We start from the raw sequence: 22304 nt of genomic DNA, 5'->3' as shown, positions 1-22304 counted from the left end.
TAACCAAGTTAGTACAGACTGTGACTCTTATATCTAAATTTATCGATATATAAATCGATAAAATGCGATATAATCGGTTTAGATGCTGAAACAAGTTTTTTTACGCCACAGATTGTGATGTACCTATGGATCTTGATCTAATTTTTAAAGCTTTAGCCAATCCGATACGCCGGCAGATTCTGGAATGGTTGAAATCGCCAGAACAATATCTGTCTGTGGAAGAGTGTGGCGGCTTTCAACGTGGGGTCTGTGCAGGGCAGATTGAAAAGTTAGGACAAGTCTCTCAGTCCACCATGTCCAATCATTTGTCTGTCTTGCAGCAGGCCGGTTTAATCACCGCGACCAAGCATGGACAATGGTCTTATTTCTCGCGTAATGAAGCTTTGATTCAGCAATATATCGACTATATGCAACAACACCTTTAATCCAACAGGTGGGAGTACCGATGGCTGAATTAAATTCTCCTTTAACGCTTGGCGCGTTAGAACTTAAAAACCGTGTCATCATGGCGCCGCTTACGCGTAGTCGTGCAACTGACGACCGCGTACCAACGCCAATGATGGCCGAATACTATGTACAACGTGCAAGTGCCGGTTTAATCATTTCTGAAGCCACGGTGATTTCTGAAGAAGCCAATGGTTACCGCAATACTCCTGGTCTCTTTACTGATGCGCAGGTAGCAGGCTGGCAGCAGGTGACTCAAGCGGTGCATGACAAAGGTGGCCTGATTGTGGCGCAGCTGTGGCATGTGGGTCGTGTGTCTGATCCAGAACTGTTAAATGGTGAAACGCCAGTATCGGCGAGCAGTGTACAACAGGCCGGTCATGTCAGTTTATTGCGTCCAAAACGTCCTTATGTGTTGCCGCGTGCGCTGGAAATTTCAGAAATTCATGCCATTACCGAACAATATAAACAGGCGGCAATTTGCGCCAAAGCTGCCGGTTTTGATGGGGTTGAACTGCATGCCGCCAATGGTTATCTGATTGACCAGTTCCTGCAAACCAAGACCAACCAGCGTGAAGATGAATACGGTGGTTCAGTCGAAAACCGTGCCCGTTTCCTGCTGGAAGTCATGGATGCACTGATTGATGTCTGGGGTGCAGGCCGTGTCGGAATTCATTTGGCACCGCGTGGCGATGAACACGATATGGGCGACAATGATCCACGTGAAACCTTTGGTTATGTGATGGAACAGTTGGGCAAGCGCCAGATCGCGTTCTTCTTTACCCGTGAATATCTGGCGGAAGACAGTATCTCGGAGTATATGAAACAGCGTTCAAACGGCGTGCCGTATATGGCCAATATGCGTTTAAGTCGTGACGATGCGATTGAATTGCTGGCTTCAGGCAAAGCAGATGCGGTAGCTTTTGGTAAGGCTTATATTGCCAATCCGGATTTATACGAGCGCCTACTCGAAGATGCACCGCTAAATGAACTAAAGTTGGAAAATATGATCGGAACCAATGTCGCAGAAGGCTATATTGATTATCCGACATTGGCTGAAGCAGACGCTTTAACTACTGTAGAATAATCTAAAAATGAGCCACATCGATTAACATGTCGATGTGGCTCTGTTATATTTTGTCGATTGAATCTGTTTCGAGGCGCATTTGGCTACTCCATTTTGGTATAACGCAGCGTTAGCTCTGATTAAACCCTTATATCAATCGCGTATTCGTAAACGTGCGACCGATCCTGAACAATTACAACAAGAACTGACAGAACGTTTCGGCCCATTTCAGCCGCCCAAAAATCTGCATGCCATCTGGTTTCATGTGGTCTCGGTCGGTGAGACCAATGCTGCCCAGCCTCTCATCGAACATTATTTAAAATCGGGTCATCCGGTGCTGGTCACCAATACCACCAAAACCGGTCAGGCACGGGCCAAATCACTTTTTTTAAAAGCACCTTATCTGGATTTATTTCAAGCGGTCTATTTACCTGCTGATCAGAAAGTACTGATTGGTGATTTTTATCAGCAGTATCAGCCAAAACTATTATTGCTGATGGAAACCGAGCTTTGGCCGAATCTGCTGGATCAGGCACCAGAGTTTGATGTGCCCAGTATATTATTGAATGCGCGTCTTTCGGAAAAGTCAGCCAAGGGCTATGCCAGGGTTAAAGGTCTGACCCGGAGCATGCTACAGCAGTTAAGTCAGCTTTTGGCACAGGATACTGCCACCCAGCAGCGTTATATCGAGTTGGGAATCACCGCCGAAAAAACCCAGGTTTTGGGCAATATCAAATTTGATATTACTGCACCACAAAGTTTTGTAGAACATGCTGCAAACTTGAAGCAAGCATGGCAACTGGCAGGTCGCAAAATTATGATACTGGCCAGTACCCATGCGCCTGAAGAAAAAGAAATTCTAAGCGCTTTAAAATCGGCTTTAGATAGCAACCCAAAACTTTTATGTATCGTCGTACCCCGTCATCCGGAACGTTTTGATGAGGTGTTTCAGGCTGCACAGAGTTTAAATTTAATAACTCAGCGCCGTAGTTTGGCCCAGAACATTGAAGCAGATACCCAGGTTTATCTGGCGGACTCGATGGGGGAAATGTGGCTCTGGTATGCTTTGAGTCAAGCCTGTTATGTTGGTGGCTCGCTGAATGAGCCGGGTGGTGGGCATAATATTCTGGAGCCGATTGCCTTGAATGTACCGACTGTTTTAGGCAAAAACTATTTTAATTTTCAGACCATTGTCGATGAATTCGTTCAAGCAGATGCAGTAGAAGTTGTGCAGGATGCGCAGCAGGCGGCAGAGGTATTGCTGGAACTTTTGCAAGATCAAATCAAGGCACAACGTTTAAATACAGCAGCGCAGAGAATTATGCAGTTAAATACGGGATCGCTTGCCAAGCATATTCAGGTGATTGATCAGTATCTTTAATTGATATTGATAAGTAACAGATATTGGATTTACCAAGACGGCAAGGATGCCGTCGTTAGGCTGTGTGGATTGAAGTTTTTTCAATATTTCTAAGCTGGCTTATCTAGCCTACTTTTCAAAGATGAAAAGTAGCAAAAATCTTTTGTATCACTGAAGGGATGTCCTTATCCCTCAGGGATACGCGCGACATCCATGTCGCCACCCTCTAGCGGATAGAGGTCATTCAACAGTTCTTCGGTATAAAATCTTCTATGAATATTGTCCTTCTTGACCATCGACAAACACAATCGGATCTCTGGACGATTTCATCGAAACGTCAACTGGAACATTTACAGCAGCATGTGCAGATTCAAGTTGGAGATACCTTAAAAGTGGGAGTACTGGAAGGTCAGCGCTATCTCACCGAGATTGTCGAGATTTCTGAAAAAGCAGTGCGACTAAAACCGCTTCAAGAAGATGCTATTCCAAAAAAATTACCCGTAACTTTAATTGTGGCCTTGCCACGGCCGAAAGTGCTGCGCCGTCTGATCATGGACAGTGTCACTTTGGGCGTGGAAAAAATCATTTTACTGCATAGTTATCGCGTCGATAAAAGCTACTGGCAAACCCCATTTTTACAGCAGTTAAATCATTATATCGAGCTGGGACTGGAACAGGCCGGGGATACAATAGCTCCGAAAATCGAGCTGTATAAACGTTTTAAACCTTTTGTTGAAGATATTTTGCCAGGCTTGATTACGGCTGACCGACCCGCTTATGTGGCACATCCTTATGCCAAACAATCCATGCCTTTTGCGATTCCGCATCCTTGTACGATGATCATCGGCCCGGAAGGCGGATTCATTCCGTATGAAGTAGATTTACTGGTTAAAAACGGCTGTCAGGCTGTGAGTCTGGGCAACCGTATTCTCCGCACTGAAACCGTGATTCCCTATGTCCTAGGTCGTCTGTTTAGCACGAGCTGAGGCATCTTCATTGCCTTCGCCGCGATAGACTTTGACTTCCTGTACCGGATAAGGAATTGAAATATGATGTTCGGCAAACGCCTGAATCACGCGTTCCTGCACCGCACTGATTGAGGTTCCTGTGCCTGTCTCAGTGGTATCGACCCACCAGAGCGCTTTTAAGGTAATGGAAAAATCAGCCAGCGCCGTGACATTGACACTAAAGCCCGGCTGACTGAGGATGGTCGGGTCTTTATCTAAAATGGCGGTAATCAGGTCTTTGGCTTTCTGGATATCATCTTCATAGCCAATGCCCACTACAAACTCACAGCGACGGCGGGTATAGGCCGTGTTTACCGTCACGGCACTGGTATAGACCGTGGCATTGGGAATCACGATACGGCGGCCATCCGGTGAACGCAAAAAAGTCGCACGAATCTGGATATCTTCGACTGTGCCTTCCATGCCATTGACGATAATATCATCGCCAATCTTGAATGGTTCACCGAGTAAAATCAGCACACCAGAAAGCAGGTTCTGGAAAATATCCTTGAAGGCAAAACCAATGGCGACTGAACCAATCCCGAGGGCACTCATGAGCTGACCCGGGGTAAAGCCAGGCACGGCAATGACCAGACCAATCAAAACACCAAAGAAAATAATAAAGGTACTGCCGACACGGTTCAGGACCAATACCAGATTCTGGCGGGTATAAGAGCGGTTCTCTAAGGTTTTGCGCACAAAAAACTTAAACAGTTTTGACAATAGCCAGAAAATGACAATGACCACCAGCGCAATACCGAAATAAGGCACGCGCTCCCAGAAACCTTCCATGATCTTGTCAATGGTGCTATAGGCATCGTTGTACTTGGCAGTATGTTCAATCACGGTCTGGGTGGTTTTTTCAGTTGCCTGATGCAACAACTCCGTGGTGCCCTCAGTGACCTGGCTTAAGGTATTATTTTGCTCTGCCACAAAAATTCCATCATTTAAATTTTGCCTATTTTGCCTGATGTTGAGCAAAAAATTAAGAAGCGCTATCCGCCAGGAATGGATATTTCCTAAAAATAAGCAGACGGCTGTTAAAAATATTGTGTGGTTTTTTGCATGATCTCAGGCGGGATATGTGGCTGTTCTCCACCGCTCATATAACCCAATAAAGCCAGCGACCCAGATAGGCTCAGTAGTATCAGGACAATCATCAGCCAGGCCAGCATCTTTTCCCAGAGCAGGGTCATCCGCGCAGGACCGTAGTCATTTATGCCGCGATCTCCCGAACCAAAAACGATATAAAGCCATACAAAAATGTTCACCAAGGGCAGCAACAGCAGCAGCGCCCACCAGCCACTGCGGTTCATGTCATGCAAACGGCGAACGGTCACCACTAAAGCGAAATAGGCATAGACCAGAATCATGATCAGCACGCCGATACCGGCCAAGCCTTGTAGTGAAAGCAGCCAGTTAGAATCCATTGAATGGACTGCAATATTCACAATATCAATACTTAAGCCCAGCGCAATACTGCTAAACAGGAAGATGAAATGTAGAAATGCTGACCACGCAATAAAACTCAGACGCCCGAAACGGCCTTTTATCGACAAGGGATGATCCGTTGCCACTAAAGCGGGAGGGGTGAAATAGGGAGATTCTGGCGATTTCATAAATATGATCCTGAACTGAACAAGACGAAATAAGAGCGAGAGCTAAATTCTATTTTTTAAAGGGCATTGCTACAGATCATACACAGTTATGCAGAATATTCTGTACTGTAAGTTGTGCTTTATTTTGTTTGAATTTGAATAAATAATCTACGACGAAAGCAGGATTGCCGGATTCGAAATAAGCAGGCCATACTGCCGTTATGCATAAAAAACAATCAACGACACAGCATTAACCTCTCGTGATGAGATAGAACAAAATCAAGGAAGTGACATATGCAAGAGATCTATCCAGTACCCGAAGATTTTAAAAAAACAGCACGCACGCTTGAAGACCAGTATTTCGAACGTTATCAACATTCCATCGAGCAGCCAGAAGCATTCTGGACAGAACAGGCACAACGTCTGGACTGGATCAAGCCTTTTACCCAAGTCAAAAATACCAGTTTCGATCCCGACAATTTTAAAATTGAATGGTTTGCTGATGGTCAGCTCAATGTCAGCGCCAACTGTCTGGACCGTCATCTGAAAGAACATCCCTATAAGCCGGCCATTATCTGGGAAGGGGATCATCCTTCACGGCACAAGATTATTTCTTTTGCCGAGTTGCATGACGAAACCTGCCGTTTCGCCAATGTGCTGAAAAAAAATGGCATTGCTAAAGGCGACCGGGTGATGCTGTACATGCCCATGGTCTCTGAAGCCGCGATTGCCATGCTGGCCTGCGCGCGCATCGGGGCGGTGCATTGCGTGGTATTTGGTGGGTTTTCACCGGATTCTCTGGCCAGCCGGATTGAAGACTGTCAGGCCAAAATGGTGATTACGGCCGATTCCGGTATGCGCGGCGGGAAACCGATTCCGCTGAAAGCCAATGTTGATGAAGCCCTGAAACTGGCTGGTACAGACTCCATTCAAAATGTAATAGTGGTGCATCGCACCGGCAACCCGATTGAAATGCAAGAGGGGCGCGACCTGTGGTATCACATGGAAATCATGTCGGTGAATGACATTTGCCCACCGGAACCGATGAATGCCGAAGATCCGCTATTTATCCTGTATACCTCAGGTTCGACCGGCAAGCCCAAGGGCGTGATGCATACCACGGGCGGTTATTTGACTTATGTGAATTGCAGTTTCCGCGAAGTGTTTGACATCAAACAGGATGATATCTTTTGGTGTACCGCAGATGTCGGCTGGATTACCGGACATTCCTATGTGCTGTATGGCCCCCTGTCGAATGGCACCACGACTCTTATGTTCGAGGGTGTTCCGCAGTATCCGAGCTGGGCGCGTACCGGACACATTGTCGATAAGCATAACGTCACCATTCTCTATACCGCACCGACAGCCATCCGCGCCATGATGCGTGAAGGCGATGCCTTTGTGCGGGAAAGTGACCGCAGCAGCCTGAGAATTTTAGGTTCGGTGGGTGAGCCGATCAATCCTGAAGCCTGGAACTGGTATTACACCGTGGTCGGTGAAAGTCGCTGTCCCGTCATTGATACCTGGTGGCAGACGGAAACCGGCGGTTTTATGATTACGCCATTGCCAGGCGCGACTGATTTGAAACCGGGTTCTGCAACACGGCCTTTCTTTGGGGTACAACCTGCGATTGTCGATGCAGATGGCAAGGAGCTGGAAGGCGAAGCTGAAGGCAATCTGGTGATTAAAGATTCCTGGCCGGGCCAGATGCGAACCATCTGGGGTGATCCGGAACGTTTTATCGAAGCCTATTTCTCGACTTATCCGGGTACTTATTTTACCGGAGATGGCGCGCGTCGCGATAAAGACGGTTATTACTGGATTACTGGCCGGGTCGATGATGTGCTGAATGTGTCCGGACACCGTTTAGGCACAGCTGAAGTTGAAAGTGCGTTGGTGGCCCATGAAGCAGTGGCTGAGGCTGCTGTGGTGGGTATGCCGCATGACATTAAAGGGCAGGGAATTTGTGCCTTTGTCACCTTACAGGCCGACGTGACCAGTTCAGATGAATTGCGTGCTGAACTGGTGAGCTGGGTGCGCAAGATTTTGGGGCCAGTGGCGACACCCGATGCACTGTACTGGGCACCCGCTTTGCCCAAAACCCGTTCAGGGAAAATCATGCGCCGGATCTTGAGAAAGATTGCAGCCAATGAGCTGGATAGCCTGGGCGATACCTCGACATTGGCTGAACCACAAGTGGTGGATCATCTGATTGCAGAAGTACAAGCCAATCCTCGTTAAATAGCTAAAGTCCACAAGCAAAATACCGGCTGCACGCAGCCGGTATTTTTAGATCAGGAATAAGCTCTGCATGCTTTCGAATATAGCGCAACGTCTTGATCTGCTAAGCTGCCCACATGCTGAACATGAGTTAAAATAATGAATGTACGATCACCATATTTAGATCAATCTCCTGTCGATATTGCCCAGAAACTGGCAGAACAATTTGCCCAAACTGCCGCAGTGCGAGACAAGCAGGGCGGTAATCCCAAGCATGAACGAGACCTGATCCGTAACAGTGGTCTGCTCGGCTTGTCTATTCCTGTTGCCTATGGTGGACAGGGTGCAGACTGGCGGACAATTTTTAAAACCATTCAGACCCTGGCGCAGGTCGATAGCTCTCTGGCGCATATTTATGGATTTCATCATTTATTGATTGCCACCGTACAGCTATTTTCCCAACCCGAGCAATATGGCAAATGGTTTGCACAGACTGCGCAAAATAATTTGTTCTGGGGCAATACTCTCAATCCGCTGGATCGTCGTACCACGGCAACTCAAGTCTCAGAGCATGAATATATTTTCCATGGTGATAAAAGCTTTTGTTCTGGTTCGATCGATTCGGATATGTTGCTGTGTTCAGGTTATAACGAAGCAGGAAAATTGCTGATTGGCGTGATTCCTACCCAGCGACAGGGTGTGAGCTTTCTAGGCGACTGGAACAATATGGGCCAGCGCCAGACTGACAGCGGCACCAGTCATTTTGAACAGGTCAACATTCACCGGGATGAATTGCTGCTCAATCCGGGGCCACTGAGTACGCCGTATTCCAGTTTACGTCCATTGATTGCGCAGCTGATATTTGTGCATATGTTTCTCGGTGTCGCCGAAGGGGCTTTTGAAGTTGCCAAACAGACCGTACAAACCCAAAAAGCCTGGTCAAAATCCTTGGCTGAACATGCAGTGAATGATCCTTTTACCCAAAAGCATTTTGCCGAGTTTTATGTGCAGCTGGAAAGCGTGCGTTTATTGGCAGATCAAGCCATTCAGACCTTGCAGAAAGCTTGGAATATCGGCCCTGATCTGACTGCCGAGCAGCGTGGTGAAGTCTCGATTGCGATTGCCACCGCCAAAATTGCCGCGACCAATAGCTCTTTATATATCACCCAGAATATTTTTCAGGTCATGGGTGCACGGGCAACGACTGCGCAACTGAATCTGGACCGGTTCTGGCGTAATGTTCGGACTCAAACCTTGCATGATCCGGTGGATTATAAATATCAGGAAGTGGGGGAATGGGTGCTGACCGGAAAAGTGCCTGATCCAAGTTTTTATTCCTGATCCTAATAATAAAACAGCCTCTATATGAGAAGCTGTTTTATTATTTTTAAGATGACGGGTCTTTTTTAAAGCTGCTTAAAAGCCTCGATTGCCCGGACACGGGAAGATTTTAAATCCACAAGCGGTTTTGGATAGTCCAGTTCACGGTCAGGGTTTTTGGCGTAGGGTTCATGAATGCTTTTGGCATCCAGATGCGCCAGTTCAGGCACCCACTGACGGATATAATCCCCATTCGGGTCGAACTTCTGTGACTGGCTGACCGGATTGAAAATCCGGAAATAAGGCACCGCATCCATACCCGTCGAAGCACACCATTGCCATCCGCCATTATTGGCTGCCAGATCACCATCAATCAGCTGCTGCATGAACCAGCTTTCTCCCAAACGCCAATCGATCAGCAGGTTTTTGCACAGGAACATTGCGGTAATCATGCGCACCCGATTATGCATCCAGCCGGTGGCCAGTAGCTGCCGCATCCCGGCATCTACAATCGGGATCCCGGTTTGGCCCTGTTGCCAGGCTGCCAAATCTTCAGGTGCATGCCGCCACTGGATTTTATCGGTATTTTCTTTAAACGGGCGATGTCTGGAAACGCGGGGAAAATCGAACAGGGTATGCTGATAAAACTCACGCCACAGCAGTTCATCCAGCCAGGTTTGTTGACCGAGATCATCGATCTGGAAATAGCCATGATGTTGTTTAAACAGCGCCTGAATGCACTGGCGGATCGAGAGAATGCCGATATTTAAATAAGGCGAGAGTTGACTGGTGCCATTAAGCGCTGGAATATCACGATCTGTTTGATAGCTGCTTAAGCGGTCTTTGATAAAATCATCCAGCATCTGTAGGGCATGAGTTTCATCTACGGGCCAAAGTTTTTCAGAATTTTCTATTGAATAGCGACCCGCAAACTTTTCCAGATCAAAATGTGTCAGCTCTGCAGGCAATTCGAGCAAGTCCTGAGACGCAATCACAGGATAAGCAGAAGGCACATCGAGAATCAGCCGCTCATAGCATTTTTTCTTAAAGGCACTATAGACTTGATAGGGTTGATTGGACTGATTGCGGATACTCGCCAATGGAAAGAGGGTACGATCATGATACAGCTCGACCCGAATCTGCTGCTGTTCCAGTCGTTGCTGAACCTTGAAATCACGCTGTAGTTCATTGACCCCAACTTCAATATGTGCATGCACGCTATCAATCTGCAAGTTTTGGCAGAGTGCTAACATCTCATCAGCAAGATTACGCCACAAGCCGACTTCTCGCACAATTAAAGGAATATTCAGTTGTTCTAGTTGCTGTTTGAAAACCTGTAGCCGTCGCAGATAAAAATCGATTTTGATCGGCGCATCTTGATGTAACTGCCATTGCTCAGGAGAAAGCACCACCAAAGCCACACAGGGGCCTTGTTGAGTGGCATGCCACAAAGCGGCATGGTCTTGAATTCGAAGGTCTTGGCGAAACCAGATCAGATGCATGGTACTTTCTTAAATCAGGGAGTTAGCCTGCATTTTAGGCAATCTGCTACCGATGGAATAGTATTAAAATATTAATATGATAGGAGACTGATTTTTGCACGTACCAGTCTCTTTATACCATTAAGCTTTGGCTTGATAAATATTTTCCAGAGTATCCACCAAAGTACGGGTCATCTGGTCAATTTCATAATTCACTGTATCGCCCACCTGGATGTGCTTCCAGGTGGTCAGACGCAAGGTTTCTGGAATCAGGTCAATCGAAATTTCACTGTGGGCACGATCGACACGGTTCACGGTCAGGCTGCAGCCATTTAGCCCAATAAAGCCTTTTAGGAAGAAGTACTTGATATTACCCTCTGGAATCTGTAAATCGATATGCAGGGTTTCACCGCGAGCTTCAACCTGGATGACCTTAGCCCTGCCTTCAATATGACCATACAGATTATGTCCACCGTTTTCTGCACCGACTTTGGCAGAGCGTTCAATATTCACTTCATCACCAATTTTTAAGGCTTTCAAGGTGGTAAGCGCCAAGGTGACATTGGAAATATCAAAATGAATCTGTTTCTGCGCCCGGTCAATCGTGGTCACCGTGAGACAGACACCATTTACTGCCACACTGGCGCCAATAAACACATCTGCAAAAAAGCCGTGCTGATCACTGACCAATAGGGTAATAAAACCATCGCCTTTGCGAATCTCGATGACCTGTTCCAGGCCTTGAACAATACCGGTATACATAGTTAAAACGTCTATTCTTGCAATTGCATCCCATTGTAGGCAGGAAAGCTAAATCCGGCTAGCGCTTTACTGGACTGCTTGGTTTCTGTCCGGATAAAAAAACCCTCAAGCCGAGCCTTGAGGGGGAAATAGAGAATGTGCCGTCATTATTATAATATTTGGGCATAAGCACCACTTAGATTTAAGCAGATTTAGCCTGCACAACCTGCTGTTATTGTGCTTCTAGCTCACGCACCAATGGCAACACCTTTTCTCCAAAATATTCGACTTCTTCAACACAGTGCAAGAAACCGGAAAGCACCAGATCGACTCCAATATTTTTTAAAACTACAATACGTTCAGCAATTTGCTGCGGTGTGCCAATTAAATTGGTCTTGAAACCGTCGTTATACTGGACTAAATCTTCAAAACTTGATTTTGCCCAGTTGCCTTCGCCTTCAGTTGTCGAGGCACCGGCTTCACGTGTCGCTTCAGCAAAATTTTTCACTGCTTTGATATTGGCCTTATCAATAATTTCCTGTAACACCGCTTTGGCTTGTTCTTCAGTATCACGTGCGATGATAAAGGCATTGACCCCAATTTTTACAGTGTGATTATTGGCCCGGGCTTTTTCGCGAATATCATCAATCTGTTTTTTCAGCTCTTCAGGGGTGTTGCCATTGGTGAAATACCAGTCTGAAACACGTGAAGCCATATCGCGCGCCGCACGTGAACTGCCACCCTGAAAAATCTCGACCGGTTTATCCGGGAGCGGTTGTGGGCGTAAGGTATAGTCTTTAAATTGATAGAACTTGCCATCAAAATTAAAGTGATCCGTATTCCAGATTCCGCGCAAACTGCGAATAAACTCTTCTGAACGGGCATAACGCTGGTCATGCTCTGGCCATTCTTCACCAATCGCATCAAACTCGCCCCGGAACCAGCCACTGACCACGTTAATTGCAATCCGGCCATTGCTGAGCTGGTTAATGCTGGCCAATTGTTTTGCCGCAAGCGCAGGTTTCCACGGCCCGGGTAAAATTGCTGCAATTAACTTGATCTTGCTGGTTTGTGCGAGCAAGGCATGACTGAAGCTGACAGATTCATGCTGGTTTTCTGCACCATAGCTTGACGCAAAACGAATCTGGGTCAGGCCATATTCAAAACCGCTTTTTTCTGCTGCTTGTGCCAGACGCACGTTATATTCATAGCTCCAGTCGGTACGCTGTTCGATGGTACTGACGACAAAACCGCCACTGACATTCGGAACCCAATACGCAAATTTGATGTCTTGCTGTATTTGCTGTTGTGACATATTTCAACCCTCGAAGTGAAAATCGCTGATCAAGCAACTTGCGTTTGCGCTGATTTTTTACTGTGCAAGCGGGATTCTGCTGCATCCAGACTTGGTACAGCCGCAGAGGGCAACACTTCTTCTTGTTCGATTTGTTTATTGATGCTCAAGTTCTGGTTGGCCTGTTGGGTTTTTGCTTTAATGACTTCGGCACGTTGTCCTTTGGCCGGTGCCCATTCCAGAATAGGCAGGGCACGTGCTACTGCCAGGGTAATACGATCGCGGAGCAATTCACTGTGAATGGTATATTCAGGAGTGAAATCACGATCAGTCGCATACACGCCAATCGGTAAAGTCTGAGCCTGGAAGAAGCTGAATAATGGACGTAATTGATGTTCGAGCACCAGCGCATGTCGGTCACTACCACCTGAAGCTGCTAAAAGTACCGGTACATCGACCAGTGCAGTCTGCTCGACAAAATCAAAGAAATGTTTAAACAAGCCGGTAAATGAAGCGCGATATACGGGTGTACCAACAATCAGCGCATCTGCAGCTTCGACTGCGGCCAGATCATCCTGAACGCGCTGCGGTAATTGATTACGATAAATCGCACCACCCAGGAGCGAACCAATTTCACTAAATTTAATAAAATGTACATGAATTGGTGTCGCTTCACCCAGTTCATCAATAATGGCCTGAACCAAGGCTTCTGTTTTAGACGGATGATTTAAACCACCCGATACGGCAACAATATTTAAGGGTTTTTGCGCATTAAAATTAGACATGTTTAGAACCTGAAAAATAGGAGTAATCTCGGAATGTCCTTATTAATCCCGATTCAGTGCCGGGCTGTAAAATAACGAAAAGCTGAAAAGTTATCTGATTTTTCGATATATGAAAAAAGCCTGGTTTATAAGCATTAATTTTAATATAAGTTTTTGATATGTAGATTTATATTGAATATAGCTAAGCTTTTTAATTTAGGAATACGTTATATATAAAAAAGTGATGAGAATTAAATAATTATTGAAATACCGCGAAAAATGGTGATTTTGAAGAAAAACTGCATATTATTTTAAAAATTGTAGAGTCTTGCATATCCTTAACCGGGTTGTGTGGTTAGAATAGGGTCTACCGTGCCAAGATCTCTCTCACGTTGCCTATGAATATTTTAATCGTTGATGATCATCCACTATTTCGTCATGCCTTGATTCAGGCTGTACGTTATAGCCTGCCACAAGCCCAGATTCATGAAACTGCGGCAGTCAATGAATTTTATGAACGTCTAGAAAATGGCCCCGAGCCTGATCTTGTGCTGCTGGATTTAAATTTGCCAGGCGCATCAGGTTTTTCTGCCTTGGTACACGTCCGCGCGCAATATCCGTCGCTGCCGATCATTGTCGTGTCTGCACATGAAGAAGTCAGCATTATCCAGCGTGCCATTGCGCATGGTGCCATGGGCTATATTCCAAAATCTGCCCATCCAAGCCATATTGGTGAAGCGATTCGCGAAGTGCTGGAAGGCGAGATCTGGTTGCCGCCAAATCTGCCAGCCAACATGAACTTTGACCCGCGTGCTGCCGATGAAACTGCCTTGGCGGAACGGATCCAGTCTTTGACCCCACAACAGTTCCGGGTATTGATGATGGTGGCCGAAGGCTTGCTGAATAAGCAGATTGCTTATGAACTGGACGTATCAGAAGCGACCATTAAAGCGCATGTGACTGCAATTTTCCGTAAGCTTGGCGTACAAAACCGGACACAAGCGGTATTGGCCATTAATGCACTGAATATTGAAGACCGAAAAATGTAAGTTCTGTATATCCGCATGGAAAAAGACCTCCCTGGAGGTCTTTTTTATCTGAATAATTCAGTGAAAAAGCATGCATATTAAGCAATATAATCCTGCTTGCGGGTGAAATCATCGCAGAATAACGGATTTAAAGCACATTGCAATTCATCGATCTGATCTTCGGTGACATAACCCTTGGATTTCAGATATTCTGCCACGCGATCATCTCGCAGGCTCAGGAAAGTCGCATCATAAACGCCCAGATCGACAAAGAGTGCAGCCGTTTCCAGACTGTTAAAACGGTCCAGATAGACTTCATTGTCATACATCAGGAAGATGTGATCATCGCGCGTGTTCGGATCGACATGTAAACGCTGCGCCAGCTCATGCGGGCAGGTTTTGATAAATAGTAAATCAGACAGCTCGTCAAACTGGCTGGTATCCAGACAGTTGTCTTCGTTTTTGACTTTACCCAACCAGGCCTTAAACACCAGGACGGCACCACCACGCAGCAACATGCTCCAGATCTGATGACGAGTTTGCGCCGGCAGATCCGCTGTTTCAGCTTCTAAAGACTGAAGCAATTTGTCTTCCTGCTCGGCAATCCGTTCAAACAGACCCAGTCCTTGCGGCTTGTAAGCATAAGGTTCAAAGACATCAAAATGTAATTCATCAAAGACTTGCAGTGCCAGAGGGACTGCACTCTGATACAGCGTTTCCAGTGCCTGATACTGTGCATCATTCAGCTTGCTGTATTTAAAGATCTGTGCCCAGTCAATACTTGGCAATAAGGCATTGGCGCCATATTGACGGTGAAACTGCTGGGCCTGATTCAGGCCATGGTTTTGATCTATGTTCATGTGAAGAACTCCGATATGCAGAAAGATCAGCTACCCAAATAATCAAGGCATGTATGAGATGGAAACTGATCGTTTCTTATTCCTCTATTTTTAGAGCCAAGCATAGCTGATAAAAAATACGACTAAAGTTATAGTGCTGGAAAATTACCCTTTAATTATGAGTTAAAACAAATAGATAATTAATTGTAAATAAGTGTACTGCTGTACAGGTACAGATTGGTCATTTTTTGCCATGGTGAATTAGAAAATGAACATTTTGGTCAATTTATTCGGCTGTATTTTCGGCATATTTGCTGCTTTTAGCACATTAGAATAAATTTTATGCAAGCTAGGTGATTTTCTGTGGCAGTTGAGTATAAAAAATGCCCATTTTAAGCTTTAAAATGGGCATTCATGAATGCAATACAATCTTAGGAATCAGAAATTTTCAGTCCGGATAACCATGATCGTAAGGATGCAGGTTTCAGTGGTTTTTTCAGCAATACAATATTCAGCTCTTTCAGGCGCTGTGGCAATTCTGGATCGGAATCGGCAGTAATCAGCGCCACCGGAACATCATTGCGGCGCTGTTCCAGAATAAAGTCTAAACCGATCTTGTTCTGATTGAGATGCTGATCGACCAGCCAGACCTGAATATTTTCCTGCTGAATCAGCCTCAATGCCTGCTCTGGTTCGGTGGCTTTAAAGACTTGATAACCCCATTTGCTCAACAAGGTCGCCATCCCTTCCAGAATGGTTTCATCATTATCCAGACACAGGATTTTAAACGCCTTGGTTTTTAGTGGTACGGCCTGAACAGGTGCAGCGACGACTTTGGGTGCTGCGATGACAGGCACTTCAATCATAAAACAGGAGCCTTTGCCCAGCGCCGAATACACATGCACAGGATAATCCAGCATGCTGGTCATGCGTTGTACGATGGCCAGACCCAGTCCAAGGCCCTGTTCACCCCATGGAGAGGTATGGCCGCAACGTTCAAACTCCTGAAACAGCTTGATACGTTGTTCTTCGGCAATCCCCGGTCCGGTATCCCAGACGCCAATGCGGATATGATTCGGTTTGGTACTGGAGCGTAAGACCCCGACCATCACTTTACCTTTGGCGGTATAACGCAGCGCATTACTGACAAAGTTCTGGATAATCCGGCGAATCCACTGTGGATCGGTATCAATCCAGAACTGCGCATCATGTACACTGAATTGAATGCCACGTTGTGCCGCAATGGATTTAAACTGCAGTTCCAGATCACTGAGCAGGTCATGTAGCGGATAGGCCTGACGTTTCGGCTGAATGGTACCGCCTTCCAGTCGGGCAATATCCAGTAGCGCAGACAGCATGCTTTCTGCACCATGCAGGGCACGATCTAGTTGCTGCAAGGTCTTGCGGTCTTCGTCATTTTGCACGCTTTGTTCCAAGGCAGTACTGAACAGACGCGCCGCATGCATCGGCTGCAACAGGTCATGACTGGCGGCGGCAATAAAGCGGCTTTTCGACATATTGGCTTTGTCGGCCTGTTCACGCGCCAGTTGCTGTTCGGACAAGGCATCTGCCAGCTGTTGGGTACGATCCTGAACCCGGGCTTCCAAGACGGCTTCATTTTCACGGAAGGCAGTAATATCGGCAAAAGTTGTAACGAAACCACCCCCTTCGATCGGATTACCACGCATCTGAATGACCCGGCCATCTTTACGAATCCGTTCAAATTCATGGGCACTGCCGACCTGCATCCAGTGAATACGCTTGCGGACATGTTCTTCGACCGAACCCGGCCCACATTCACCACGTTCGGCGTTATAACGGATCAGATCTGCGATTGGACAGCCGACATAGACAATATCGGTCGGATAATCGAACAGTTTCAGATACTGATTATTCCAGGCCACCAGACACATGTTTTCATCGACTACGCTGACCCCTTGGGTCATGTGATCAATCATGGTCATGATCAGATTCTGGTTAAAACGTTGCCATTGCGAGGCCTGATCGAGAATGTTGGCGACCTGACCCAAGGCCAGGCCATTATTGACCATGGCCGTGGTCAGCAGGGTACGTGCCGAAGCTGCCCCGATGGTACCGGCCAGATATTGTTCGGTAAAACGCCACCACATGCCATTGGCGCTGCTATTTTCATTCAGTTCGACACTGTTTTGGGTACAAAATTGCTGAAAAGCGCGGGTAGTGGGCCCTTCACCGGTAATGCGCTTGGCCAGGGTAATCAGATCGCCGACTTTTAAACGCGCCACATCCTGATGCGAATAACTGACTTCAGTTGAGGGACTCTGCGATGGCAGTGGCTTGGTTTCATAATAGAAGAAACTTTCAGCCTGAATCTGTTCGGCAATACTCGGACGGAAAATCCGCGAGATCCAAATATATAGGATTGTATTCAGGCCCAGTGCCCAGACCACCCCATGCGTCAGCGGATCAAACGATTCGAAACCGATCAGCGCTTCAGGACGTAACCAGTTCCAGCCAAAAGGGCCGTTAGTGAGCAGATTTTGGCTAAAGCGGTGATAGGCTTCTGGCAGGCTGCGCAGAATGGTGGGAAATAGCAGGGTATAGGACCACAAGGCAAAACCGGTCAACAGACCCGCATATACGCCCTGCTTACTACCACCGCGCCAGTAGAGGCCACCGATCAGGGCAGGGGCGAATTGTGCTACGGCACTAAAGGCCAACAGGCCAAAAACAGAAAGCTGATCAATATCATTAAAGAAGTTGAAGAACAGGAAGCCCATCAACATCACGCCCAGAATACAGATCCGGCGGGTAAATTTCAGTACCAGCGGCAAGCGTTTATCATGTCGGGAAATCAGTTTTAAACGCCATAGCGCTGGCATGATCAGATCATTACTGAGCATGATGGAAAGTGCCACAGAAGACACCAGCAGCATCCCGGTAGATGCGGAAAAGCCGCCCAAGAATGCCAATAAAGTGAGCCAGTCCTGATTATAGCTGAGGGGTAAGGACAGGACCGCCACATCTGGAATTGCCAGATATTGCGGCGCCGCATGCAATGCCCAGCTGGCAATCGGAATAATCGCCAGCGTGGTCAGAATCAGATAAACCGCAAACCAGCGCCGTGCACCGCGGATATGTTTTTCATCACGCAGCTCCACCACTGCCACATGGAACTGGCGTGGCAGGCAGATAACTGCCAGGGCTGCCAGCAAGGTCTGAACCCAGAAACTTTGCGGAACCCCAAACAGCTGGACATCACGGAAGGTGGTACTGATATCTGTGCTGATCTGTGCCATATTTCCTGGTGCTTCAAACATAAAGAAACAGGCGACTGCCAGCAGGGCAAAGAGCTTGACAAAGGATTCAAAGGCCACGGCCAGCATCAGACCGCCATGCTGTTCAGTATTGGCAATCTGCCGGGTGCCAAAGATCATCGCCAGAATGGCCAGTACACCGGTCAAAAACAGCACCCCATTGGTGGTGTTGGCAATTCCGGCAGATGGTTCCAGAATGACTGCGGCACTCAGGGCAATGGCGCGTAGCTGTAAAGCCAGATAAGGCACAATCGCGACCACTGCCAGAATGGTGACCAGCGATGCCAGCGGGCCACTTTTACCATAGCGCGCCGCGACAAAGTCCGCGATTGAGGAAATCGCATGATGCTGTCGTACCCGTCCTAATCGGCGCCAGATATCATAACCGACGGCAACGAATAACAGCGGGCCAAGATAGATCGGCAGGAAAATAATGCCTTCCCGTACTGCAGCACCTGTGGCGCCATAAAAGGTCCAGGATGAACAGTACACCCCTAAAGTTAAACTAAACAATAGCATGCGCCCACGGGTACTCAGCCGGCTGGCATGTTTTTCCCCGTAAAAAGCGCAGATAAAGAGCAATGCGATATAGAGGGCAAGTACCCCTATGATGAGCCAACTGTTCATATAGCCTGATGTGTGCTGAGCATGCCGCTATGATAGCGCATCATGAACGCTGCAGTTTAAATTGGTCATTTTTTAACGACCAAAGTCTAAATTACAATAACATAGGATTCTTGTTAAGTTGTAATAGTGATAATTCGAATTAAAAATAGTCGGCCCAAGGTTGGGCTTCAGGAGAGTAATTATGGATGAGGTACAAGTAGATCGCATTCTACAAAATCCAAAATTCAAAGAAATGGTTGCCAAGAAAAGTCGTCTTAGCTGGACGCTTACGGCAATCATGTTATTCGTTTATGTCGGCTTCATGCTTTTGGTCGGCTATAACAAAGAGTTTCTATTGTCTTCACTTTCAGGTGGTGTGACCACGTGGGGTATTCCACTCGGTCTGGGCATCATTGTTTTGTCATTCATTTTGTGTGGCGTGTATTCCTACATTGCCAATAACAAACTGGATCAATTGACCGAAGAAGCAATCCGTGAAGTTGAAGCAATCGCTCATGAAAAAGGACCACGTTAAGATGAAATGGAATTCTCTTATTGCCCTGGCGACCACCCTTATGGCTTCAGGTATGGCTTTCGCTGGTCCTGACTTGGGTGCAGCAGAACAGCAACCAACCAACTGGCCTGCAATTATCATGTTTGTGATTTTTGTTGGGGCAACATTGCTTATTACCAAATGGGCAGCGAAACAAACCACCAGCACCACAGATTTCTATACGGCCGGTGGCGGTATTTCTGGTTTCCAGAATGGCCTGGCCATTGCCGGTGACTATATGTCAGCAGCATCATTCCTGGGTATTTCCGCGATGGTGTTCCTGTCAGGCTTTGATGGCTTGCTGTATTCACTGGGCTTTATGGTCGGTTGGCCGATCGTATTGTTCCTGGTGGCAGAACGTCTGCGTAACCTGGGTAAATACAACCTGTCAGACGTAGTATCTTTCCGCTTGCAGGAAAAACCGGTACGTACCTTGGCTGCTTTAAGTTCACTGGTTGTGGTGGCGTTCTACCTGATTGCACAGATGGTGGGTGCAGGTCAGCTGATCAAACTTCTATTCGGTCTGAACTATAACATTGCAGTCGTGATCGTTGGCTTGTTGATGATGGCCTACGTAATTTTCGGCGGTATGTTGGCAACCACCTGGGTACAGATCATCAAGGCGGTCATGTTGCTGTCTGGTGCGACCTTTATGGCATTCATGGTCATGAAAGGCGTGGGCTTCAGCTTTACCAACATGTTTGAACAGGCGATTGGTGTTTATTCAAAAGTACATGACTTGAGCCTGACAGATGCGACCAAGATCATGGGTCCGGGTAGTCTGGCGTCTAATCCGATTGATGCGATTTCTTTAGGTCTGGCATTGATGTTTGGTACAGCAGGTCTTCCACATATCCTGATGCGTTTCTTCACGGTAAAAGATGCCAAAGAAGCGCGTAAATCAGTCGTGGTTGCTACAGGTTTTATTGGTTATTTCTACCTGCTCACTTTCATCATTGGTTTCGGTGCGATTCTGTATGTATCGAACAACCCGCAATTCCTTGATGTTGCAAAAATGGCGGTGACTGGCAAGCTGGAGCTTGTTGGTGGTAACAATATGGCGGCGGTGCACCTGTCTGATGCAGTGGGCGGCGACCTGTTCATGGGCTTCATTTCTGCAGTTGCATTTGCCACGATTCTTGCAGTCGTTGCTGGTTTGACTCTGTCAGGTGCCTCAGCTATTTCGCATGACTTGTATGCCAACGTGTTGAAGAAAGGCCAAACTACGCCTGCCTCTGAACTACGTATGTCTAAGATTGCGACTTTAGGTCTTGCGATCTTTGCAATGATTCTCGGGATTCTATTCGAGAAACAAAACGTAGCCTTCATGGTCGGTCTGGCATTCTCGGTTGCAGCATGTGCCAACTTCCCGGTACTGGTATTGTCTATGTTCTGGAAAGGCTTGACGACACGTGGTGCAGTGATTGGTGGTGTTGCAGGTCTGGTAACCGCAGTAACCTTGATTGTGCTGTCTAAAGCAGTATGGGTCGATACTTTGGGTATTTCTGATACGCCAGTAAACCCGTTCAATGGTCCTGCAATCTTCGCGATGCCATTGTCATTCTTCTGCTGCTGGTTGTTCTCTGTGACGGATAATTCGGCACAGGCTCAGGCAGAACGCAAAGCCTTTGATGCGCAGTTTGTACGCTCACAAACTGGTATTGGTATCTCAGGCGCATCAGATCACTAAGATTTGATATCCTGCAAAAAAAGTCCCGTAAGGGACTTTTTTTATGCCCTTATGCTCCAAATTTTTTAGAGCAAGCGCCGTACTGAATTTGGGTGCGCTAGATTTTACTTTGATTTTTTCAATCTTTGCATATAAATCGTACAGCTATATACTGCTTTAATCATGCTATGTTAAGCCTGATAAAATAACAATACATGCGTGCATGACTAGACAAACAAGAAGGGCAGTATGAAGCAATCTTTGCAGCAGTTCTGGCACAGTTTTACCCATCTGCCCTCAGCATGGCTGCTTTGTTTACAATTGCTGATTTTGATCTTGTCCATGTTGAGTTATGAAAACCTGCCCTATCGGGCAATCACCTGGATGCTCGGTGTCCTGGTGTTACTGGTCATTGCCAAGGTCATTCGCCAGACGCCGATGTTTACCATTTTAGGACTCAGCTTTGTGGCCGGCGCAATTCTATTTTCTTCACTGATTGTTTTGGGCCTGCGCTATACCTGGGTCTATGTGACGGCGAATCTGTTTGAAGCCAGTGCATATTTTAGTGCTGCTTATGGCCTGTTGCGTTATATGTTTCATGACCGCTATCTTACCAAAGATGAACTCTTTGCAGCTGGAGCGGTATTTACCTTACTGGCCTGGGGCTTTGCTTTTCTTTATAGTGTCTGCCAGTTATGGGTGCCTTATAGCTTTTCAGATCCTGACTTGCAAGCCCATCAGCCTTGGCTAGATTTGATCTTTCTCAGCTTTAGTGTCCAGTCCGCCACGGGCTTGTCGGATGTGATGCCGGTCAGTCCGCTGGCACGGATGCTGGCAATTATCCAGATGTTTGTCGGGGTGATGTATCTGGCGCTGATTGTATCCCGCTTAATTGCCTTGCAATATATCGCACGTCTACCTCATAAAAAGAACGTGAAAAATAGAGAAAACCCGCCTGAGTAATGAAGTTCATCCTTTTATTGTATTGGTTACAGTAACTTAACGGCTTTATTTTGTG

Annotated in this window: 18 protein-coding genes; 10 read left to right on the top strand and 8 right to left on the bottom strand. The window is 46.8% G+C overall.

The genetic code is table 11. From position 1 onward, the window contains the following. Positions 1 to 125 precede the first annotated feature (125 nt). From GVV58_RS10265 to GVV58_RS10250, 4 genes are all read left to right on the top strand, one after another. Positions 126 to 425 carry a metalloregulator ArsR/SmtB family transcription factor gene (locus GVV58_RS10265; protein WP_005173210.1) on the top strand — a complete coding sequence of 100 codons (300 nt, stop codon included), beginning with the start codon at positions 126 to 128 and terminating at the stop codon, positions 423 to 425. Between the two features lie 20 nt (positions 426 to 445). Further along, the gene (locus GVV58_RS10260; protein WP_159516482.1) at positions 446 to 1531 is read left to right on the top strand and encodes an alkene reductase; all 1086 of its coding nucleotides are present in this window, start codon (positions 446 to 448) and stop codon (positions 1529 to 1531) included. A gap of 79 nt (positions 1532 to 1610) precedes the next feature. Continuing rightward, complete coding sequence (locus GVV58_RS10255; RefSeq protein WP_074383872.1) at positions 1611 to 2891, top strand: 3-deoxy-D-manno-octulosonic acid transferase; 1281 nt, start codon at positions 1611 to 1613, stop codon at positions 2889 to 2891. A gap of 251 nt (positions 2892 to 3142) precedes the next feature. Continuing rightward, the gene (locus GVV58_RS10250) at positions 3143 to 3856 is read left to right on the top strand and encodes a 16S rRNA (uracil(1498)-N(3))-methyltransferase (RefSeq protein ID WP_159516481.1); all 714 of its coding nucleotides are present in this window, start codon (positions 3143 to 3145) and stop codon (positions 3854 to 3856) included. Here GVV58_RS10250 and GVV58_RS10245 read toward each other — a convergent pair. Together GVV58_RS10245 and GVV58_RS10240 are read right to left on the bottom strand one after the other, a co-directional pair. Next, positions 3830 to 4810, bottom strand: coding sequence for a mechanosensitive ion channel family protein (locus GVV58_RS10245; protein ID WP_159516480.1), 981 nt, complete (start codon positions 4808 to 4810; stop codon positions 3830 to 3832). The two genes, GVV58_RS10250 and GVV58_RS10245, sit on opposite strands and share 27 nt — an antisense overlap. A gap of 107 nt (positions 4811 to 4917) precedes the next feature. Continuing rightward, the gene (locus GVV58_RS10240; RefSeq protein ID WP_159516479.1) at positions 4918 to 5496 is read right to left on the bottom strand and encodes a DUF805 domain-containing protein; all 579 of its coding nucleotides are present in this window, start codon (positions 5494 to 5496) and stop codon (positions 4918 to 4920) included. A 273-nt stretch (positions 5497 to 5769) separates the two neighbouring features. On the opposite strand from GVV58_RS10240, the gene acs reads away from it, so the two are divergent. Beyond that, a complete protein-coding gene (acs, locus tag GVV58_RS10235; protein WP_074383876.1) occupies positions 5770 to 7716 on the top strand; it encodes an acetate--CoA ligase in 1947 nt (648 codons plus the stop codon). Between the two features lie 138 nt (positions 7717 to 7854). Next, positions 7855 to 9036: an acyl-CoA dehydrogenase family protein gene (locus tag GVV58_RS10230; protein WP_159516478.1), complete on the top strand. Its 1182-nt coding sequence runs from the start codon at positions 7855 to 7857 to the stop codon at positions 9034 to 9036. A gap of 65 nt (positions 9037 to 9101) precedes the next feature. Here GVV58_RS10230 and GVV58_RS10225 read toward each other — a convergent pair whose 3' ends face one another. From GVV58_RS10225 to msuE, 4 genes are all read right to left on the bottom strand, one after another. Then, on the bottom strand, positions 9102 to 10517 hold the full coding sequence (locus GVV58_RS10225; RefSeq protein WP_159516477.1) for a deoxyribodipyrimidine photo-lyase: 1416 nt from the start codon (positions 10515 to 10517) through the stop codon (positions 9102 to 9104). A gap of 120 nt (positions 10518 to 10637) precedes the next feature. Beyond that, the gene (locus GVV58_RS10220; RefSeq protein ID WP_159516476.1) at positions 10638 to 11258 is read right to left on the bottom strand and encodes a riboflavin synthase subunit alpha; all 621 of its coding nucleotides are present in this window, start codon (positions 11256 to 11258) and stop codon (positions 10638 to 10640) included. 211 nt (positions 11259 to 11469) lie between these two features. Continuing rightward, positions 11470 to 12552 (bottom strand): dimethylsulfone monooxygenase SfnG, encoded by a 1083-nt coding sequence (gene sfnG / locus GVV58_RS10215; RefSeq protein ID WP_159516475.1) that lies wholly within the window; start codon positions 12550 to 12552, stop codon positions 11470 to 11472. Between the two features lie 29 nt (positions 12553 to 12581). Then, on the bottom strand, positions 12582 to 13316 hold the full coding sequence (msuE, locus tag GVV58_RS10210) for an FMN reductase (protein WP_005095088.1): 735 nt from the start codon (positions 13314 to 13316) through the stop codon (positions 12582 to 12584). Positions 13317 to 13693: 377 nt separating this feature from the next. Between msuE and GVV58_RS10205 the strand changes: the two genes are divergently transcribed. Further along, positions 13694 to 14344 carry a response regulator transcription factor gene (locus tag GVV58_RS10205; RefSeq protein ID WP_004281370.1) on the top strand — a complete coding sequence of 217 codons (651 nt, stop codon included), beginning with the start codon at positions 13694 to 13696 and terminating at the stop codon, positions 14342 to 14344. 77 nt (positions 14345 to 14421) lie between these two features. Here GVV58_RS10205 and GVV58_RS10200 read toward each other — a convergent pair whose 3' ends face one another. Together GVV58_RS10200 and GVV58_RS10195 are read right to left on the bottom strand one after the other, a co-directional pair. Beyond that, complete coding sequence (locus tag GVV58_RS10200; protein ID WP_005095093.1) at positions 14422 to 15183, bottom strand: hypothetical protein; 762 nt, start codon at positions 15181 to 15183, stop codon at positions 14422 to 14424. A 410-nt stretch (positions 15184 to 15593) separates the two neighbouring features. Continuing rightward, the gene (locus GVV58_RS10195; protein WP_074383882.1) at positions 15594 to 19085 is read right to left on the bottom strand and encodes a PAS domain-containing hybrid sensor histidine kinase/response regulator; all 3492 of its coding nucleotides are present in this window, start codon (positions 19083 to 19085) and stop codon (positions 15594 to 15596) included. A 181-nt stretch (positions 19086 to 19266) separates the two neighbouring features. Between GVV58_RS10195 and GVV58_RS10190 the strand changes: the two genes are divergently transcribed. The 3 genes from GVV58_RS10190 (at position 19267) to GVV58_RS10180 (ending at position 22249) form a co-directional block, all read left to right on the top strand. After that, positions 19267 to 19599: a DUF485 domain-containing protein gene (locus GVV58_RS10190; RefSeq protein WP_159516474.1), complete on the top strand. Its 333-nt coding sequence runs from the start codon at positions 19267 to 19269 to the stop codon at positions 19597 to 19599. 1 nt (position 19600) lies between these two features. Next, positions 19601 to 21307, top strand: a complete 1707-nt coding sequence (locus GVV58_RS10185) for a cation acetate symporter (RefSeq protein ID WP_159516473.1) — start codon at positions 19601 to 19603, stop codon at positions 21305 to 21307. Between the two features lie 228 nt (positions 21308 to 21535). After that, complete coding sequence (locus GVV58_RS10180) at positions 21536 to 22249, top strand: ion channel (RefSeq protein ID WP_005095099.1); 714 nt, start codon at positions 21536 to 21538, stop codon at positions 22247 to 22249. Positions 22250 to 22304: the final 55 nt, after the last annotated feature.

The organism is Acinetobacter sp. 18QD2AZ41W, from assembly GCF_009829025.1.
GTDB classification, from domain to species: domain Bacteria; phylum Pseudomonadota; class Gammaproteobacteria; order Pseudomonadales; family Moraxellaceae; genus Acinetobacter; species Acinetobacter pseudolwoffii.
This window is presented reverse-complemented; position numbering and strand designations above follow the sequence as displayed.

Excerpts from the sequence above, each read along its gene's own strand:
- GVV58_RS10260 (WP_159516482.1), top strand. The coding sequence starts at position 446 with ATGGCTGAATTAAATTCTCCTTTAACGCTTGGCGCGTTAGAACTTAAA.
- GVV58_RS10180 (WP_005095099.1), top strand. The coding sequence starts at position 21,536 with ATGAAGCAATCTTTGCAGCAGTTCTGGCACAGTTTTACCCATCTGCCC.
- sfnG (WP_159516475.1), bottom strand. The coding sequence starts at position 12,552 with ATGTCACAACAGCAAATACAGCAAGACATCAAATTTGCGTATTGGGTT.
- GVV58_RS10190 (WP_159516474.1), top strand. The coding sequence starts at position 19,267 with ATGGATGAGGTACAAGTAGATCGCATTCTACAAAATCCAAAATTCAAA.
- GVV58_RS10195 (WP_074383882.1), bottom strand. The coding sequence starts at position 19,085 with ATGAACAGTTGGCTCATCATAGGGGTACTTGCCCTCTATATCGCATTG.
- GVV58_RS10250 (WP_159516481.1), top strand. The coding sequence starts at position 3,143 with ATGAATATTGTCCTTCTTGACCATCGACAAACACAATCGGATCTCTGG.
- acs (WP_074383876.1), top strand. The coding sequence starts at position 5,770 with ATGCAAGAGATCTATCCAGTACCCGAAGATTTTAAAAAAACAGCACGC.
- msuE (WP_005095088.1), bottom strand. The coding sequence starts at position 13,316 with ATGTCTAATTTTAATGCGCAAAAACCCTTAAATATTGTTGCCGTATCG.
- GVV58_RS10225 (WP_159516477.1), bottom strand. The coding sequence starts at position 10,517 with ATGCATCTGATCTGGTTTCGCCAAGACCTTCGAATTCAAGACCATGCC.
- GVV58_RS10205 (WP_004281370.1), top strand. The coding sequence starts at position 13,694 with ATGAATATTTTAATCGTTGATGATCATCCACTATTTCGTCATGCCTTG.
- GVV58_RS10265 (WP_005173210.1), top strand. The coding sequence starts at position 126 with ATGGATCTTGATCTAATTTTTAAAGCTTTAGCCAATCCGATACGCCGG.
- GVV58_RS10220 (WP_159516476.1), bottom strand. The coding sequence starts at position 11,258 with ATGTATACCGGTATTGTTCAAGGCCTGGAACAGGTCATCGAGATTCGC.
- GVV58_RS10240 (WP_159516479.1), bottom strand. The coding sequence starts at position 5,496 with ATGAAATCGCCAGAATCTCCCTATTTCACCCCTCCCGCTTTAGTGGCA.
- GVV58_RS10200 (WP_005095093.1), bottom strand. The coding sequence starts at position 15,183 with ATGAACATAGATCAAAACCATGGCCTGAATCAGGCCCAGCAGTTTCAC.
- GVV58_RS10185 (WP_159516473.1), top strand. The coding sequence starts at position 19,601 with ATGAAATGGAATTCTCTTATTGCCCTGGCGACCACCCTTATGGCTTCA.
- GVV58_RS10230 (WP_159516478.1), top strand. The coding sequence starts at position 7,855 with ATGAATGTACGATCACCATATTTAGATCAATCTCCTGTCGATATTGCC.